Source organism: Amycolatopsis oliviviridis, from assembly GCF_014654365.1.
In the GTDB taxonomy this organism is placed as follows: Bacteria; Actinomycetota; Actinomycetes; order Mycobacteriales; family Pseudonocardiaceae; genus Amycolatopsis; species Amycolatopsis oliviviridis.
Window position 1 is genome coordinate 248,532 of sequence record NZ_BNAY01000011.1, and the last position, 15,668, is coordinate 264,199.

At 69.4% G+C, this 15,668-nt stretch carries 16 protein-coding genes; 9 read left to right on the forward strand and 7 right to left on the reverse strand.

Annotated elements, in window-relative coordinates:
• Positions 1-12: 12 nt before the first annotated feature.
• Both IE302_RS37155 and IE302_RS37160 read right to left on the reverse strand, forming a co-directional pair.
• Positions 13-1,314, reverse strand: coding sequence for a glycosyltransferase family 2 protein (locus IE302_RS37155; protein ID WP_191259138.1), 1,302 nt, complete (start codon positions 1,312-1,314; stop codon positions 13-15).
• A gap of 11 nt (positions 1,315-1,325) precedes the next feature.
• Positions 1,326-1,481 (reverse strand): hypothetical protein, encoded by a 156-nt coding sequence (locus IE302_RS37160; RefSeq protein ID WP_167406147.1) that lies wholly within the window; start codon positions 1,479-1,481, stop codon positions 1,326-1,328.
• 253 nt (positions 1,482-1,734) lie between these two features.
• Between IE302_RS37160 and wecB the strand changes: the two genes are divergently transcribed.
• The 4 genes from wecB to IE302_RS37180 all read left to right on the forward strand — a co-directional run bounded on the left by wecB (position 1,735) and on the right by IE302_RS37180 (position 7,206).
• A complete protein-coding gene (gene wecB / locus IE302_RS37165) occupies positions 1,735-2,949 on the forward strand; it encodes a non-hydrolyzing UDP-N-acetylglucosamine 2-epimerase (RefSeq protein ID WP_191259139.1) in 1,215 nt (404 codons plus the stop codon).
• 4 nt (positions 2,950-2,953) lie between these two features.
• Positions 2,954-4,681 (forward strand): DUF2334 domain-containing protein, encoded by a 1,728-nt coding sequence (locus IE302_RS37170; protein ID WP_191259140.1) that lies wholly within the window; start codon positions 2,954-2,956, stop codon positions 4,679-4,681.
• Between the two features lie 296 nt (positions 4,682-4,977).
• Positions 4,978-6,165 (forward strand): cytochrome P450, encoded by a 1,188-nt coding sequence (locus IE302_RS37175; protein WP_191259141.1) that lies wholly within the window; start codon positions 4,978-4,980, stop codon positions 6,163-6,165.
• A gap of 93 nt (positions 6,166-6,258) precedes the next feature.
• On the forward strand, positions 6,259-7,206 hold the full coding sequence (locus IE302_RS37180) for a helix-turn-helix domain-containing protein (protein WP_191259142.1): 948 nt from the start codon (positions 6,259-6,261) through the stop codon (positions 7,204-7,206).
• Here IE302_RS37180 and IE302_RS37185 read toward each other — a convergent pair.
• From IE302_RS37185 to IE302_RS37200, 4 genes are all read right to left on the reverse strand, one after another.
• Positions 7,193-7,969 carry a hypothetical protein gene (locus IE302_RS37185; RefSeq protein ID WP_191259143.1) on the reverse strand — a complete coding sequence of 259 codons (777 nt, stop codon included), beginning with the start codon at positions 7,967-7,969 and terminating at the stop codon, positions 7,193-7,195. The genes IE302_RS37180 and IE302_RS37185 overlap by 14 nt on opposite strands.
• 9 nt (positions 7,970-7,978) lie before the next feature.
• Positions 7,979-8,650: a papain-like cysteine protease family protein gene (locus IE302_RS37190; RefSeq protein WP_191259144.1), complete on the reverse strand. Its 672-nt coding sequence runs from the start codon at positions 8,648-8,650 to the stop codon at positions 7,979-7,981.
• Positions 8,651-8,836: 186 nt separating this feature from the next.
• A complete protein-coding gene (locus IE302_RS37195) occupies positions 8,837-10,429 on the reverse strand; it encodes an adenylate/guanylate cyclase domain-containing protein (RefSeq protein WP_191259206.1) in 1,593 nt (530 codons plus the stop codon).
• A 141-nt stretch (positions 10,430-10,570) separates the two neighbouring features.
• Positions 10,571-11,374 (reverse strand): class I SAM-dependent methyltransferase, encoded by an 804-nt coding sequence (locus tag IE302_RS37200; RefSeq protein ID WP_191259145.1) that lies wholly within the window; start codon positions 11,372-11,374, stop codon positions 10,571-10,573.
• A 122-nt stretch (positions 11,375-11,496) separates the two neighbouring features.
• Here IE302_RS37200 and IE302_RS37205 point away from each other — a divergent pair, with 122 nt between their 5' ends.
• Both IE302_RS37205 and IE302_RS37210 read left to right on the forward strand, forming a co-directional pair.
• Positions 11,497-11,742, forward strand: coding sequence for a hypothetical protein (locus tag IE302_RS37205; RefSeq protein WP_191259146.1), 246 nt, complete (start codon positions 11,497-11,499; stop codon positions 11,740-11,742).
• A 37-nt stretch (positions 11,743-11,779) separates the two neighbouring features.
• A complete protein-coding gene (locus tag IE302_RS37210) occupies positions 11,780-12,259 on the forward strand; it encodes a peroxiredoxin (RefSeq protein ID WP_191259147.1) in 480 nt (159 codons plus the stop codon).
• Here IE302_RS37210 and IE302_RS37215 read toward each other — a convergent pair.
• Positions 12,227-12,982 carry a MerR family transcriptional regulator gene (locus IE302_RS37215; RefSeq protein WP_229908183.1) on the reverse strand — a complete coding sequence of 252 codons (756 nt, stop codon included), beginning with the start codon at positions 12,980-12,982 and terminating at the stop codon, positions 12,227-12,229. The two genes, IE302_RS37210 and IE302_RS37215, sit on opposite strands and share 33 nt — an antisense overlap.
• Positions 12,983-13,043: 61 nt before the next feature.
• Here IE302_RS37215 and IE302_RS37220 point away from each other — a divergent pair, with 61 nt between their 5' ends.
• The 3 genes from IE302_RS37220 to IE302_RS37230 all read left to right on the forward strand — a co-directional run bounded on the left by IE302_RS37220 (position 13,044) and on the right by IE302_RS37230 (position 15,642).
• Positions 13,044-13,520: a DUF6194 family protein gene (locus IE302_RS37220; protein ID WP_191259148.1), complete on the forward strand. Its 477-nt coding sequence runs from the start codon at positions 13,044-13,046 to the stop codon at positions 13,518-13,520.
• Between the two features lie 29 nt (positions 13,521-13,549).
• Positions 13,550-14,296: a TioE family transcriptional regulator gene (locus tag IE302_RS37225; RefSeq protein ID WP_191259149.1), complete on the forward strand. Its 747-nt coding sequence runs from the start codon at positions 13,550-13,552 to the stop codon at positions 14,294-14,296.
• Between the two features lie 185 nt (positions 14,297-14,481).
• Positions 14,482-15,642 (forward strand): S1 family peptidase, encoded by a 1,161-nt coding sequence (locus IE302_RS37230; protein WP_191259150.1) that lies wholly within the window; start codon positions 14,482-14,484, stop codon positions 15,640-15,642.
• Positions 15,643-15,668 lie beyond the last annotated feature (26 nt).

Sequence of the window (15,668 nt, forward strand, 5' to 3'; positions counted from 1 at the left end):
GCGCAAGCCCGCTCACGCGACTTCGGCGGGGACGGTCTCTTCCTCGCTCAGCCGCTCGGTCTTGGTCCAGCTGTTGCGCCGGGCCAGCACGCGGAACAAGGCCCGCCAGGTCGCGATCACGCCGAGCAGCAGGAATCCCGGATAGAGCAGGCCCGCGAGCAGGCAACGGTGAAGCGGTTCCTCACCGAGCCGCAGCCGGTGCACGACGGCCCACACCAGACCGGGCACCAGCAGCACGACCACGCCGATCAGGGCCGCGCCCGGCAAGGCCGACGGCGGCGCGATCAGCCCGCCCAGCGTGACACCCGACCAGGACGCGACGAGTGTGCCCGCGAACAGCAGCGAAACCACCAACGACAACGGCACCGTCAGCCAGGGCGTCACGAGATAGGCGAGGAAGTCCAAAAGACCGATACTGCCCACATGCCGCGATGCCAGCAATTTTCGCAAATGCCTTGCGCATTGCAGATTTCCCTGCGCCCATCGGGTGCGTTGCCGCAACAACCTGGGCAGGTCGACGAGGCCCTGTTGCGTCACCCAGGCCGATTTCACATAACGCATCCGGATACCGGCGACATGCAGCCTCAGTCCGAGTTCGAGATCCTCGACGAGACAGTCGGACCAGGGGGCCGGATCGAACCGGCGCAGCACGCCGAGCCGCGAGAATTGCCCGTTTCCGCCCATTCCGACACTGCCCGCGAGATCGCGCAGGCTTTGCGACGCGTCGGCGACCGCGCCGAACTCCAAATCCTGCAACAAAGCGAGCACACTGCGTCGATTGTGAATACGCACCCGGCATTGCACGGCGCCGACCCCGCGGTCACCGAACACGTCGGCCACCTCGCGCAGCATGCCCGGACTGCCGCGGCCGTCCCCGTCGATGATGCCGACGATCGTCTTCGGCACGCTTCCCTCGGCCTCGCACAACCGGAGGATGTAGCGGTAGCCGGCGTTCAACGCCTCGCCCTTGCCCTGCCGGGCCTGCGGGAGCTCACGGCGCAGCACGTGCAGGCGCGGGTCGGTCACCTCGCGGAGGACGTCCGGCGTGCCGTCGTCCGAGCCGTCGTCGATGACCAGTACGCGCACCGGATTTCGTTCCGTACCCAGTGAAAGCGCGTTGCGGACGGTGTTGCCGACCACCCGTTCCTCGTTGAGCGCCGGGATGACGATCCAGAACTCCAGCCCCTCCCCGCGCGCGGCCACCGACCGGCGCGAACGCCCGGTGCGCCACGCGAACGCCGCGAGCAGGATGTTGTGCGCCGGCCACCACAGGAGCAACAGCATCATGGTCGCGGCGAAGGCGGGATTCGTCATGGGCGGGTGGTTCAGTCCTTCAGGCGAAGGTGCAGCGAACGCGCCATGAGCAGCAGGGCGACCGCCCCGATGACCATCGCGAGCACGGTGCTCACCGTCGCTCCGGCCATCGTCGCGCCGATTCCGAGCGCGGAAACCTTGACCGGGCCCACCGGCACCATCGACATGTCTTTCCTTCGGTCAGCCGGGCGCCGCGAAACATCTACCCACAGTTTTCATACCGTGAGTATGGGGTCACCCAGGGAAGCGATATTCAGCCTTTCGGGTGGGTACAGTACCCCGTCTGTGTTAACGTTCGCGGGCGACGATCCCCCGTAAAGGTGACCATCAACCAGTGATCCTCGCCTCACCTACCACTCTTTCGTGACTTCAACGACGAATTCACGCCGTACCTCAGCGCGAACCCGGAAGAAGGACCAGGTGCGTAACGCACAGAACGAGACCGACGTCATGCCCGAAATCTGGCTGGTCGCGGGAACCCGCCCGGAAGCCGTGAAACTGGCTCCGGTGGCCAAGGCATTGGCTACCGAAGGCCGGATGCGGCCCGTGGTGATCGCCACGGGACAGCATCCGGAAATGGTCGGCCAGGCCTTGGCGACCTTCGGCTTGACGGCGGATGAAAACCTGACGCTGATCAGGCGAACGGGTTCCCAGCCGGAACTCCTTTCCGGCCTTCTCACGGGTCTCGAAGAAGTGGCCGACCGGCGGCCGCCCGCCGCCGTGGTCGTCCAGGGCGACACGACGACCACCCTGGCCGGGGCGCTCGCCGCGTTCTGGCGCCGCGTGCCCGTCGTGCATCTCGAAGCGGGCCTCCGCTCGTTCGACCTGGGCGCGCCGTTTCCCGAGGAACTCAACCGGAAACTGGTGAGCCAGGCGGCCGCGCTCCACCTCGCCCCGACCCCCGACGCCGCCGCGAACCTGCGCGCCGAAGGGGTACCCGAGGAGAACGTGCTCGTCGCGGGGAACACCGTCGTCGACGCGATCCTCACGGTGACGGACAAATCCACCACGGTGCACGATCCGGAATTGGCGACACTGCTCGAAAACGCGACCCGCGGCGCGGTCAAACTGATGCTGGTCACCCTCCACCGCCGCGAATCCTGGGGCGAGCCGATGCGCCGGGTCCTGCGCGCGGTGACCGAACTGATGGCCGCGGATCCGGAACTGCGGGTGGTACTTCCCGCGCATCCGAACCCGGAGGTGCGGAGCCTGGTCCGCGAGGAACTGGCGGACACACCGGGCGCGCTGATCACCGGTCCGCTGCCCTATCCCGAACTGGCCGCGACGCTGGCCGCCAGCACGCTCGTGCTCTCCGATTCCGGTGGCATCCAGGAAGAAGCCCCGACGTTCGGCGTCCCGGTCCTGGTGCTCCGCGACGTCACCGAACGCATGGAGGCCGTGAACGCCGGCTGCGCGCTGCTCGTCGGCACCGATCACGGCAAGATCGTCTCGACGGCGAAGGAACTGCTGAACGACCCGGCGGCGCGCACGCGGATGATGAGCAGCGGCAACCCGTTCGGCGACGGCGCCGCCGCCGGACGGACCGAGCAGGCCCTCGCGCATCTGCTGGGCCTGGCCCCGGACCTGCCCGCCCCATTCCGGCCCGCCTCCGCGAACGAACTGGCCGAGGTCTGACCCGATGACGAAGGACAAGGGCGGACAGCGCTTCCGTTTGCCCGCTTGGTTCCGGCTCGCCGTGGTCGCGGTCGTCGCCGTCACGGTCGCCGCGGTCGTGCTCGTCCAGGTCACCGGGACGGATCCGGTCACGGCTTCGCCGCCCGCCACGCCGGTTTCGCTCGCCGGGCGTCTTCCCGAAGCGGCCAAGGCGGGAATGCCGGGTCCCGGCGGCGATCCGAACCGCAAGACCCTCGTGCTCTACGACGACGGGCGCAAGAAGGACGGGACCACGTCCTCGCCCGAAGAGGTCCGGACGGCCGAGGCGTACGCGATGTTCACCGCGAACCTCGTCTCCCGCGGCACCGCCTGGACCATGCAGCCGGCCGCCGACTACCGGGCCCGGCAGGCGAACGGCTTCCAGGCCATCGTGTACCTCGGCTCGGTCTCCGACGCGGCGTTGCCGAAGGCGTTCCTCGACGACGTCACGGCGGCGCGGATCCCCGTGGTGTGGATCGGGGCCAACATCTGGCAATTGCACGCCAGTGCGGGCAAAGCGGCGGGCGGACCAGGCTGGCGCGCGGAACGCTACCGCGACGACAACCCCACCACCGTCACCTACAAGGGCACTCCCCTGCGCCGCGATCCCCGGTCGGGCACCGGGGTCGTCGCGATCGACGTCCGCGATCCGGCGAAGGTCCAGGTCCTGGCCGAGGCGAGCGCTCCCGGCGGCACGCCGACACCCTGGGCCGTCCATTCAGGACAGTTGACGTACGTGGCCGAAGTTCCTTACGCGTACGCCGAAGCACAGGACCGCTACCTCGCCGCGGCCGACATCCTGCTGGGTGTCCTGTCGCCGCAGGCGCCGAACCGGCACCGCGCGCTGATCCGGCTCGAAGACGTCGGCCCGCGGACCAAACCGGAGGAACTCCGCCGGGTCACGGACTTCCTCATCCGCGAGAAGATCCCGTTCTCCCTCGCGGTCTACCCGTACTACTCGGATCCGCAGGGCCGGGCCAACAACGGCGCTCCGACCTCCGCGCGGCTGGTGGACTCGCCGGAACTGGTCGACGTGCTCAAGGAAGCCGTCCAGGCGGGCGCCACGCTGGTCATGCACGGCTACAGCCACCAGAGCGACAGCGGCCCGAACCCGTACGACGGGGTGAGCGCGAGCGATTTCGAGTTCTACAAGTCGAGTGTCGACGGCGACGGCGTCGTGCACATGGACGGGCCGATGCCCGAGGACTCGGCGCGATGGTTCGACGACCGCATCGCGACCGGGCTCGGGGAATTCCGGCGGGTGGCCCTCCCGGAGCCGACGATGTTCGAATTCCCGCACTACGGCGGTTCCGCCGTGGACTACCAGCGGACCACCGAACTCTTCCAGGCCCGCTACGACCGCGGCAGCTACTACGCGGGCTTCTGCCCCGGCGGCCGCTGCGGGTCGACGGCGACCGCGACGGCGGAACAGGTGTACGGCCAGTTCTTCCCGTACCCGGTGCGTGACGTCTACGGCGCGAACGTCGTCCCCGAGAACATCGGCAACGTGGCGCCCGTCGCGTTCAACCAGCACGCGTCCCGCACCGCCGTCGACATGCTCGCCGACGCCCAGAGCGCGCTCGTCGTCCGTGACAACGTCGCCGGCTTCTTCTACCACCCGTTCCTCGGCGAGGGTGGCCTGCGGGACCTGGTGAACTCGTTGCGGGCGCTGGGGTATCGCTTCGCCACACCGGCGGAAATCCTCGGCGGCTGAGCCTGTGGTCCGGCGGTGAGGCGCCGGTCGGGGTGGTCGTGAGCGGCAAATGGGGTTAGAACCCGAATCGCCACTCACGACCCCCTCGGCCCGCGGCAGACCGGTAACTCGGTGCGTTGTGAAAGCCACTTTCGCAACGTTGGAGGTTGCGAAAGTGGCTTTCACAACATCCGAAGCCGACACACCAGCGAGCGAGCATGACACCTTCGCCTTACCCAATAATCCTCATTGCCACTCACGATCACTCGGACCGAATACGCCACGGAAGACCGAGGACACGGCCTAGGATCGGGGTCATGCTCGAGAACCTGCTCACGCCGGAGACCAGGACCGATCCGTACCCGTTCTACCGTCAGGTCTTCGACCGCGGCCCGGTGTTCGAGGCCGCCGACCGGTTTTTCGTGGTGAGCGGGTTCGAGGAGGCGTCCGCGCTGCTGAAGAACCCGGCGTTCGGGCATTCGGAGCCGGAGGTGCTGCCGGATCCGCACGAGAACGAGCCGGTGGACGACCAGGGCAGGGTGGTCCGGTCGTTCCTGGGGCTCGACCCGCCCGATCACACGCGGCTGCGGCGGCTGGTGTCCAAGGCGTTCACGCCGAGGATGGTCGAACAGCTCGCCCCGAGGGTCGAGGAGCTGGCGAAGGAACTCGTCTTCAAAGCGGTCGAAAGGGGCGAATTCGACCTGATGACCGAGGTCGCGAAGCCGCTGCCGGTCGTCGTGATCAGCGAGCTGCTCGGGGTGCCCCTGGCCGACCGCGACCGCTTCGAGCGGTGGTCGGACGCCATGGGGCGCGCGCTCGACCCGGCCTTCCTGATCGCGCCGGAGACCGTCGAGGCGGCCGTCGCCGCCCGGCGCGAGTTCGTCGGCTACTTCCGTGAACTGGCGGCGGAACGGCGGAAGCGGCCGACCGGCGACCTGTTCTCCGATCTGGTGTCGGTGTCCGACGAGGGCGACAGGCTCAGCGAGGGCGAACTGGTGGCCACCGCGATGCTCCTGCTGGTCGCCGGGCACGAGACGACGACCAACCTGATCGGCAACGGGGTCCTCGCGCTGCTGGACAACCCGGAGCAGCACCGGAAACTGGCCGAGGACCGGTCGAAGATCCCGAACGCGGTCGAGGAGATGCTCCGGTTCGACTCCCCCGTCCAGCTGACCATGCGGATCGCCTTGCGGGACACGACCATCGGCGGTCTGCCCGTCGGCGAGGGCGCTCAGGCGGTCCTGCTGCTGGGAGCGGCCAACCGCGACCCGCGCGCGTACGAGCGGCCGGACCGTTTCGACGTCGACCGTCCCTCACCGAGGCATCTCGCGCTGGGACAGGGCATCCACTTCTGTCTCGGCGCCCCGCTGGCGCGACTGGAAGGGCGGACCCTGTTCGACACGCTGCTCGGTACCGGCCGCGCCTTCCGGCGGACGGCCGATCCGGTCTGGGTGAAGCAGGTGACGCTGCGCGGGATGGAGAGCCTGCGGCTCGAATTCGCCTGACGGGGCGGAAAGTCCGGTTCTCGACCTTCGACGGTTGCCGACCGGCGCCGGACTGCGCATGCTTTGCGCCAACCCGGCGTCGGTGGGGGTGCCATGTACCAGGAACGCGAGGAATCCAGCGAGCGGCGAACGGTGCCGGACGCGGTCAGGTCCGGACCATTCCATCGCGCGCTCTCCGAAGCGGTGGAGCATCGCGGGCTTTCCCTGTCCCGCATCCGCGCGCATCTGGCGGCGCGCGGCGTTTCCGTGGCCGAATCGACCTTGAGTTACTGGCAGCGCGGGCTCCGGCATCCGTCCACGCCGCGCTCGCTCGACATCGTCCGTGCGCTCGAAGCGGTGCTGGGGCTGCCGCCGGACAGTCTGGTCGTCCTGGTCGGACCGCAGCGGCGAGCACCCGACGACGACCGCAGGCCCTCGGTGGTGGAACTGCGGCAGAGCTGGGCCGAAACCTGCTCGTTGATGGACGAACTGAGCGAATCACCCGGTGCGGTGGGAAACGCGAAACTCGACGTGGTGACCGTCGTCGACGTGCTGACCATGACCGGGCAGGGACGGGCCTCGGAGATCACGTCGACCATGGTGGTGCGCGCGCGGGAACCCGGCGCGGACGGTTTCGTGGTGACTCATCAGGACGAAGACGGCACCGACATGGAAGCCACGACGGTCTCCGCCACCGATGGCTGCCGAAGAGGCAGAGTCCGCCGGAGCACCACGTCACCGGGAATGGTGTTCGAGCTCCTCTTCGACCGCAGCCTGGCCGAAGGGGAAACGCACACCTTCGCGTTCACGTTGCGGCTGGCCGCGTCGGTCCGGGCCACCTGTTTCCACCGGACGGTGCGGGCCCGCATGTCGGCGTACCTGCTCCGGATGCGGTTCGACCCCGCCGCGATCCCGGCCCGCTGCGTCAAAACCGTGCGGGAGCGCGAAGAACTGGCTCCCGTGGTCAGCGAACCGCTGCATCCCGGTCCGGGTGCGACGGTCAGCGCCTACTTCGAGGATCTCGGCGTCGGGATCGCGGGGATCGACCTCATCTGGGAGTGAGGGCGCGCCGCCGCCGCACCGCGAACAGCACGACCGCCACCCCGGCGACACCCGCGGCGATCAAACCGGCCACGATCGACGCGGGCAGGCCGGTGTCGGCGGCCGGGGGCGCGGCGGCCTGCGCGAAGCCGATCCCGCCGTCGCGCTGGTAGTCCGATCCCGGCATCTTGTCGGCGTAGCGGCCGTGGACGTTCCGCTGGTATTCGGCGAGCGGGAGGAGCTTCCCCACCGGCGACTGCGGCAGGCTCGCCTGCAACAGCACCACGCCGTCGGGACGCAGTTCGTACCAGCCGTTGATCTGAGGTTCGTTGAGCAGCACCGAACCGGGCCGCAGCCGCCCGCTCAACGTCTCCTCGTCGTTCCCGGAGAACACGCTCGCGGCGACCCACTTCCCCGGACCTTCCGGCATCGCCTGCAAGGTCGCCTTCTGACCGGAGTCGGCGGTGGCCGTCACGGCGACGGACCGCAGCACGCCCGCCGGCGCCCCGGCGATTCCCGTGACGAAGTCGGGATTGAGGGTGTAGACCGGGAAACCCTTCTCCCCCATCGTGATCCGTTGGGGTTCGATGTGGTCGACCTGCCGGAAGTTCGATCTCGCGAGGCCGATCGCGTCCGGCTGCGCGGCGACGCTCACGGCGGCCGCGAGATCGCCGTCCGAGGGCGGGACGACCTTCTCGCTCGCCGAGGCGGGCACCGTGGCGGGGAGCAGCGTCGCGACGGCCACCGCGAGACAACCGCAGAACTTCCGGCAGATCGTGTTCATGACCGCGTCTCAGCCCTTCCGGATGTTGACGATGGTGTCGTTCCAGCGGAACTGGCCGTTGCTGCGGTACTGGTTGTAGTTCCAGGTCTGGTAGCGCTGGTAGGTCGGCCACGGGTCACCGACCATGATCGACTGGTTCGCCGAGTCGTAGCCGTAGATCACCTCGGCGTGGCCACCGCCGGAGGTCCAGTAGATCCCCGTCAGGTTCAGGATCCCGGCGTCGACCTGGCTGACGACCGAGTTGAAGCTGATCGGCCCGCCCGCGTCCTGCGCGGAGAAACCGGTGCCGCGGAAGCCGCGGACGATCTCGGGGATCTGGGCAGCCTGGTTCGGACAGTACCCGGCCGAGGTGCCCTTGCCCGCGGCGCAGAACTGGGCCTGGGTGGCGGTGCCGCCCTGCGCCCGCTCGATGCTCGAACCGTCCGCGGCCCAGCACCACTGGTTCTGCTGCTGTACCTGCTGGGTGTAGTTCAGCTGCTTGGACGCGAGCGTCGAAGCGACCGTGAGCGCGTTCCCCGCGACCGGCGCGACCTCGCGGACCTGGGTGTGGGTCTGGGTCTTGATCAGGCCGGTGGGCCGGTCCCCGGCGTCGCCGGGCTGCGCGAGGGCGGTGGCGGGCAGCATGCTCAGCGCGAAGACGGCGGCTCCGGTGGCCAGTACGGCCCTCGAAAGGCTCTTCACAGATGTCTCCTTTGACACGGGGATGGGGAGATCACCGTGCGCCGCAACGGCTCCGGGGACAACGCCCTCGCCGGGCGCCAAGGAACCCCTGTGATCGTTCACAGATCAGGGTCGCGCTCGCGGGCCAGGAAACGCCGGGATCCACGGACGGCGGGACGCGGCCGTCGCGCAAGATTCACGATCCCTTCACAAAGACTGTGAATCCGACACCCGTTCGATCCTCGGGGTCGCGAGTGTGGTGGGCCGGGACCGGCCTCGCAAGGTGACGTCCTCCGTCGCTTTCCAGTGTCCGGCTTCGGTCTCGTCCGCCGACTCGATCGCCGTCCACGAAGCGAGCAACCGGGCTTCGACGTTCTTCGCCAGTTCGGTCAGCCGGGCGGCTTCGTTGACCGGGTCGCCGATGACCGTGTACTCGAACCGCCGCGGGTCGCCGACGTTCCCGGCGACCACCTCGCCCGTCGCCACCCCGATCCCGGCCGGGCATTCCGGCACCTCCGCCGCCAGCCTGCGCGCGATCGCCCGGCCCGCGGACAGCGCGAGGGTCGCGTGATCCTCCAGCCGCACCGGTGCGCCGAAGATCGCGAGCGCGGCGTCACCGACGAACTTGTTGACCAGCCCGTGGTTGCGGTCGACCTCGTCGACCACCACCGCGAAGAACCGGTTGAGCAGCCCGACGACCTCCTCCGGCGGACGGCTCGCGGCCAGCGCCGTCGAGCCGATCAGGTCGACGAACAGCACCGACACCGTCCGCACGGTGCCGCCGAGTTCGGCGGTGGTGGCGCGCATCGCCTCGGTGGCGACGTCCTCGCCGACGTGCCTCCCGAACAGGTCTCGCAAACGTTCGCGTTCGGCGAGGCCGACGGCCATCCCGTTGAAACCCGCCTGCAGGAGGCCGAGTTCGGTGCCGTCGTAGACCGGGATCTCCACGGTGAAGTCACCGGCCCGCACCCGGCCCAGCGCGTGCTGCACCGATCGGATCGGGTTCACCACGGCGCGGGCGGTGAACACGGTCACCAGCAGTCCGAAGCACAGCACGACCAGGCCGAGCACGATCACGGAGATGGCGAGTTTCGTGGTCGACACGTCGCCGCGCACCCATGCCAGGATCGCCGTGACCACCAGCCCGGCCACCGGAACCCCGGTGCCGAGGCACCAGAACAGCAGCATGCGCAGGTTGACCCCGCCGCTGAGCGGCCGCGCCGGTGAAGTGCCCGCCAAGGCCAAGGCCGCGTACGGCCGCAGGATGAACTCGCCCGCGAGATAGGCGATCGCGCAGACGACCACTCCCGCGAACGCGACGACGAGCAGTTCGGTCAGCACGACCCGCGGCTGCACCAGCGCGGCCAGCGCGCCGAACACCAAGGTCGCGACGCCCCAGAGCACCGCTTGGACCAGCGTCAGGCGCAACGGCACCCGCAGGCCGGCAGCGCGTTCGTCGTCGGTCGGCTTCCGGCCTTCGGCGGCCCAGCGCAACGTCCGCAGCGCGCCGCGAGTGCCCCACAGCGCGCCCACGACGACGGCGGAGACCACGTAGACGGGGACCGCGATCGCGGTGACGCGCACGAGGTCGCCGGACATCCCGGGAGCGGGCATGAGCAGGGCCGCCAGCCCGACCACGACCAGCGCGCCGATGACGTTGGTCGCGATCAGGGTGCCGGTGAGCAGCCCCTGGACGCGACGGCGCAGCACGGCCGCGTCCTGATCGAGCGGACCGAGCAGCCAGGAGCCGAACGGCCCTTGCCCGCGGCCCCGGACAGAGGAGTCGTTGTCTGGTCGCACCCGTTCCCGCCGTTCACCCGGTTTGAGTGAACGACTGTACACCGAACTCCTCGCGTTTCGTCCTCTGGATGCGGTCGTTGCGTGTGCAAGGACCGCATCCAGAGGACGAAACGCGGGCCGTCAGCCGAGGCCGTCGGGGGATCAGCGGACGGTGCCCGAGCCCACCAGCGTGGTGGCGTCGAGTTCGGTGACGCCGTCTGCGCTCAACGACTCGAGGTAGCGCTCGCGCACCCGCTCGACGACGTCGGGTTCGAGACCGTCGACGATGCCCCGGAAGCCGGAACCGATGATGACCAGCCACGCCACTTCGGGCGTCATGGGCAGCCGCAGTTCGTTGACCGTGACGTCCACTTCGGACAGACCGCGGCCGGAAAGCCACTCGGCGTAGGTGCCGGCCTGGTTGATCCGGTCGATCAGGCTCGGCTCCCGCTCCGGCGGCGGCGCGGAATCGGTCACCTCGGCCATCGCCCGTCCGGCATGACGGCCGGCCGTCACCATGGCCCCGTCCCGCCAGATGGTGAACACGGCCCGGCCACCGGGACGGACCCGGCTGATCAGCCGCTCGGTACCGGCCGTCATGTCGGGGAAGAAGAAAATGCCGAGCGCGGACAACACGGCGTCGTAACCCTCGGTTTCCCAGGCCGTCGCGTCGGCTTCGTGCGCGTGCAACTGCGGCAAGTCCGCCGAGAGCCGGCGCAGCTCGCCGATCATCGGACCGGAGAGGTCGATCGCGTCCACCGAGCCACCGGCCCCGACCGCCCGCGCCGCCGGGAGCGCCGACGCCCCGGTGCCGCAGCAGGCGTCGAGGACCCGGGATCCTTCACCGAGCCCGGCGGCCGCCACCGTGGCCGCGCCGATCGGCTCCCACAGATGACGCCCCAGTGCGGCGAAATCGGCGGCCGCGGCGTCGAAAGCACGCTGAGTGCCCACCTTGCGAGAAGACATGCCCGCGACGATATCCGTTTCCCGCCTCGCGCGTCGTGAGAAAGCACCTACGCCGGTCGGAGGCCGCGGGGGCACCCGACCGGCGGGCGAATCGCGGACCGTTCCGCCCTAGCGTTGTCTTCATGAGGAAAATCCTGCTCGGCGCAGTCATCGTCCTGGGCATGATCGCCGCCCCGGCTTCCGCGAGCGCGCTGGAGACCAAGGAGTTCGTGGGCCACGGGTCGAGCAGCTTCGGCTTCGCTCTCCTCTACGCCCGCCAGGACGCCCGGACCCAGGCGGACAGGGCCGGGTTCAAGGACTGCGAGGAGTACGACAAGCTCGTCCTCTCTCCGTATGACGCGACGGTCTTCTGGCGCTGCACGCGCTGAGACCAATCCGGGCCGCGCCGGGCTCCGAATGCCGGACATGGATCAAGGAGACCTCGCCCCGGACTTCACCCTGCCCGACGACACCGGCAAGGACCGCACGCTGTCGGACTTCCTGTCCACCGGGCCGGTCGTGCTGTTCTTCTATCCCGCCGCGATGACCGGCGGCTGCACCGCCGAAAGCTGCCACTTCCGCGACCTGGCGGCGGAATTCGGCGAGGTCGGCGCGCACCGCGTCGGGATCAGCCCGGACGGCGTCACCAAACAGCGCGAATTCTCCGCCCTGCACGGTTTCGACTATCCGTTGCTGTCCGATGTGGACGGTACCGTCGCGAAACAGTTCGGTGTGTGGCGCCGGTTCAGCCCGCTGCACGCCAAACGGCACACCTTCGTGATCGACACCGACCGCAAGGTCCTCGCGGTGATCAAGAGCGAGTTGAAGTTCGACGTGCACGCCGACAAGGCGCTCGCGGCCCTGCGGGAACGCTCAGCCGCGGGAGGTCCCGAGCGCCACGCTTGAGACGTCGAGCGTCCCGGGCGTGGCGCTCGGGGCATCCGCGGAGCAGAGATAGAGGTGGTGCGTCCCTTCGAAAAGCGCCCGCGAGCGGGCCGTGATGCCCTCGTCCCGGGCCGCGAGCGCCGACGCGACGTCGTCCAGCCGCCGCGATCGCCGCAGCTCCGGCATCAGCGCGCGCAGAGGCTCGACGCGGTATCCGGCCAGCCGCAGCTGGTGCACGATCCGCGCGTCCCGCACCTGGGACGGCGTGTACCGCCGTGTCCCCCGCTGATCGCGGTCGGGGACGACGAGCCGTTCCGCGTCCCAGTGCCGCAGCGTCGACGGGCGTACGCCGAGCGCCGACGCGAGTTCGGAAACGCTCATCGAGTCCGAGCCGCGCACGTCTTCGATCGGTTCACGGGAGATCACCCGGACGGCTTCCCTGGCCTCCCTGAGATCCGCGCGCTCGGCGTCGAGCCCGGCGTGGGCCGCGTCGAGCAGCGCGAGCACCTCGGGGAGTGGGTCCCGGTGCAGCGCCCGGACGATCTTCTTGGCCTCGACCGGCCCCACGCCGGCGGCGAGCGCGCGGTAGGCCAGCGCGGACCTTAGGTGGATCTCCCCGTAGTTCCGGTAGCCCGACGCCGTCCGCGCCGCCGCCGGGAGCACGCCGTCGCGTTCGAGGTTGCGCACCTGCTGGACGGAGTAGCCCGACCGACGCGCGATCTCCGCGGTTTTGAGACTTGACACCGTCACCCCCACGAAAACGTCCTCGAACCCTCCATAAGCACTTTAATGTGACGCTTGAGCCATGACCATCGAAGAGATCATCGGCCTCGTATCGGGCCTCGACGGCGTCCTGGCCCTCACCCCTTCGGCGGGCGACGGCTGGCCGGAGCTCAGCTGGGGCGACGCCTTCTTCTACTACTCCCCCGACGGCGTCGTCCCGACGAACGTCCAGCCCTTCGCGACGATCGTGACCAAGAACTATCCCGGCGACGAGACCTCGCGCCTGGACCGGCCGGACACGTTCCGCGTGAACATCCACGCCGGGAAGGAGGAGTTCACCGAGCGCCTCGGCCGGACGCCCCGGGAGGCGGCCGGAATCGACGTCGATCCCGGCACCGAGGACACCGTGCTCGCCCATCCCGTCTACGGGACCGCGGGCTGGCTGGCGGTCGTGAACCCGGCGTCGAAGACCGAAGCGGTCACCCGCGAACTGCTCGACACCGCGTACCGGCGGGCTCGCGCGCGTTACGAACGACGGGCGGAATCCTCGCGCGATTAGTGGACCCCAAGACTTGTATCGTGGGGCGAGTGGGCCGAAACCTTCGAACCGGCGAACGGCTGAGGCCGGTCGATCTGGCGCGTGAGCACGGTCTGTCCACACAGGCCGTCCGCAACTACGAGGCGGACGGCATCCTCCCCGCCGCCGAACGCGGCCCGCAGGGCTATCGCACGTACACGTCATCGCACGCACGAGCCCTCCGCGCGTTCCTGGCGCTGGTACCCGGACACGGCCACGCGACGGCGGCGTCGATCATGGGGGCGGTCAACCAGGGCGCGGTCGAGGAGGCGCTGCGGCTCGTCGACGAGAGTCACGCGCAACTGCTCGAAGACCGCCGCACCCTCCAGGCCGTCACGGCCGCGCTCCGCGACCTCGAGCCCGTGCCGCAGGAACGGGGCGAGATGTTCGTCGGCCCGCTGTCCCGGAAACTCGGCGTCCGGCCCGCCACCCTGCGCAAATGGGAGCACGCCGGCCTGCTCCGGCCCGAACGCGACCCGCGGACGGGTTATCGCGTCTACAGCGCGGCCGACGTCCGCGACGCCAAGCTGGCCCATCAGCTCCGGCGCGGCGGCTATCTCCTGGAGCGGATCGCGCCGCTGATCGAGCAGGTCCGTTCCGCCGGAGGGGTCGTTCCGCTCGAATCGACGCTGCGGGACTGGCACTCCCGGCTTTCGGCAAGGGGCCGCGCGATGCTCTCCGGCGCAGCAGCGCTCGACGCTTATCTCGGCAGTGCGACCGATGACACTTTTGGGACAATGACACTTCCGCGCAATTGATTGCGCAGGCTATTCACGTTTTCCGCATACGAAAGTAGGACCGTGATCACGGATCCTACTTTCGGCGCTACGACGGGATCGACGCGCGCTCGTACTGTGCGTCACGTCGAGATGAACCGCCCGGTCCCTGCCTTTTAGAACATATTCCGGCGGTTCGTCATTCCCTCCTCACCGAAGGAATTCGCATGCGTATTCGCGGACCCGTCATGCTCACTTTGCTGAGTGTCTGTGCCGGAATAGGCGCGCTGGCCGCCCCGGCGACCGCCGCACCGGCCAACGCCTACGACCAGACGATGCTGGAGACCCTCGCCGCCCAGCTCCGGGTCAGCCCGCTCCAGGCCGCGCAGAAGCTCGACCACGAGAAGAACCTGATCTCGTCGTTGGAGAACATCAGAACACGCGGCCTGCACACCGACGGCGCGTACTTCGACGACGCCGGCGCCCTCGTGGTGAACGCCGCCGACGCCGGGTCCGCCCAGGCACTCCGGTCGGCCGGGCTGACGCCGCGCGTCGGTGCCCGCGGCGAGAACGCGCTGAACGCCCTGGCCGCCACCGTCGGCACCGTGATCGGCGGCGATGTCGGCCAGGTGCAGTCGTGGGGTCCGGAACTCGCGGCCGACCAGGTCGTCGTCACCGTGCAGCCGGGTGCCGACGACGCCCTCGTCCGGCGGCTTTCGGCGCTGCCCGGCGTCGCCGTCCGGACCGGGGTCGCCAACGGCAACACCACGCAGGCCGACGTCATCCCCGGCCAGATCATGGACCTCGACCCCGGCACCAACTGCTCGCTCGGCTTCCCCGGCACCACCAGCGACGGCGACAACGTGCTGCTCACCGCCGGGCACTGCGTCGAGGGCAACCCGGACATCCTGAACCGCAACGGCGTCCACATCGGACGCGGTGTCGCCACCGAGTTCCCGTCGGTCGACATGGGCCTGATGGACATCGACGACGAGGACACCGGCCGCGGCTACGTGGACACCCGCAAGGGCACCACGGTGCGGATCACCGGCAGCTCGAAGGCCCCGGTCGGCACCACGCTGTGCAAGGCGGGCAACACCACCGGTTGGACCTGCGGCAAGATCACCGCCTACAACCAGACCGTGCGCTACAGCGGGGAAAGCGTCGCCACCACGGGGCTGGCCAAGTCGACCGTCTGCACCGAAGGCGGGGACAGCGGCGGCGCCTACATCGCGGGCAACACCGCGCAGGGCATGACCTCCGGCGGTCCCAACGACGGGCACGACTGCGGCTGGAACCAGGGCTCCAACGCGACCGGTTCGTACTCCTACTACCAGCCCGTCGTGGACGCGGCGAGCAACTACGGGGTCACGCTGACCCGCTCCTGACGCGATAACTCGCCGAAGTACATGAA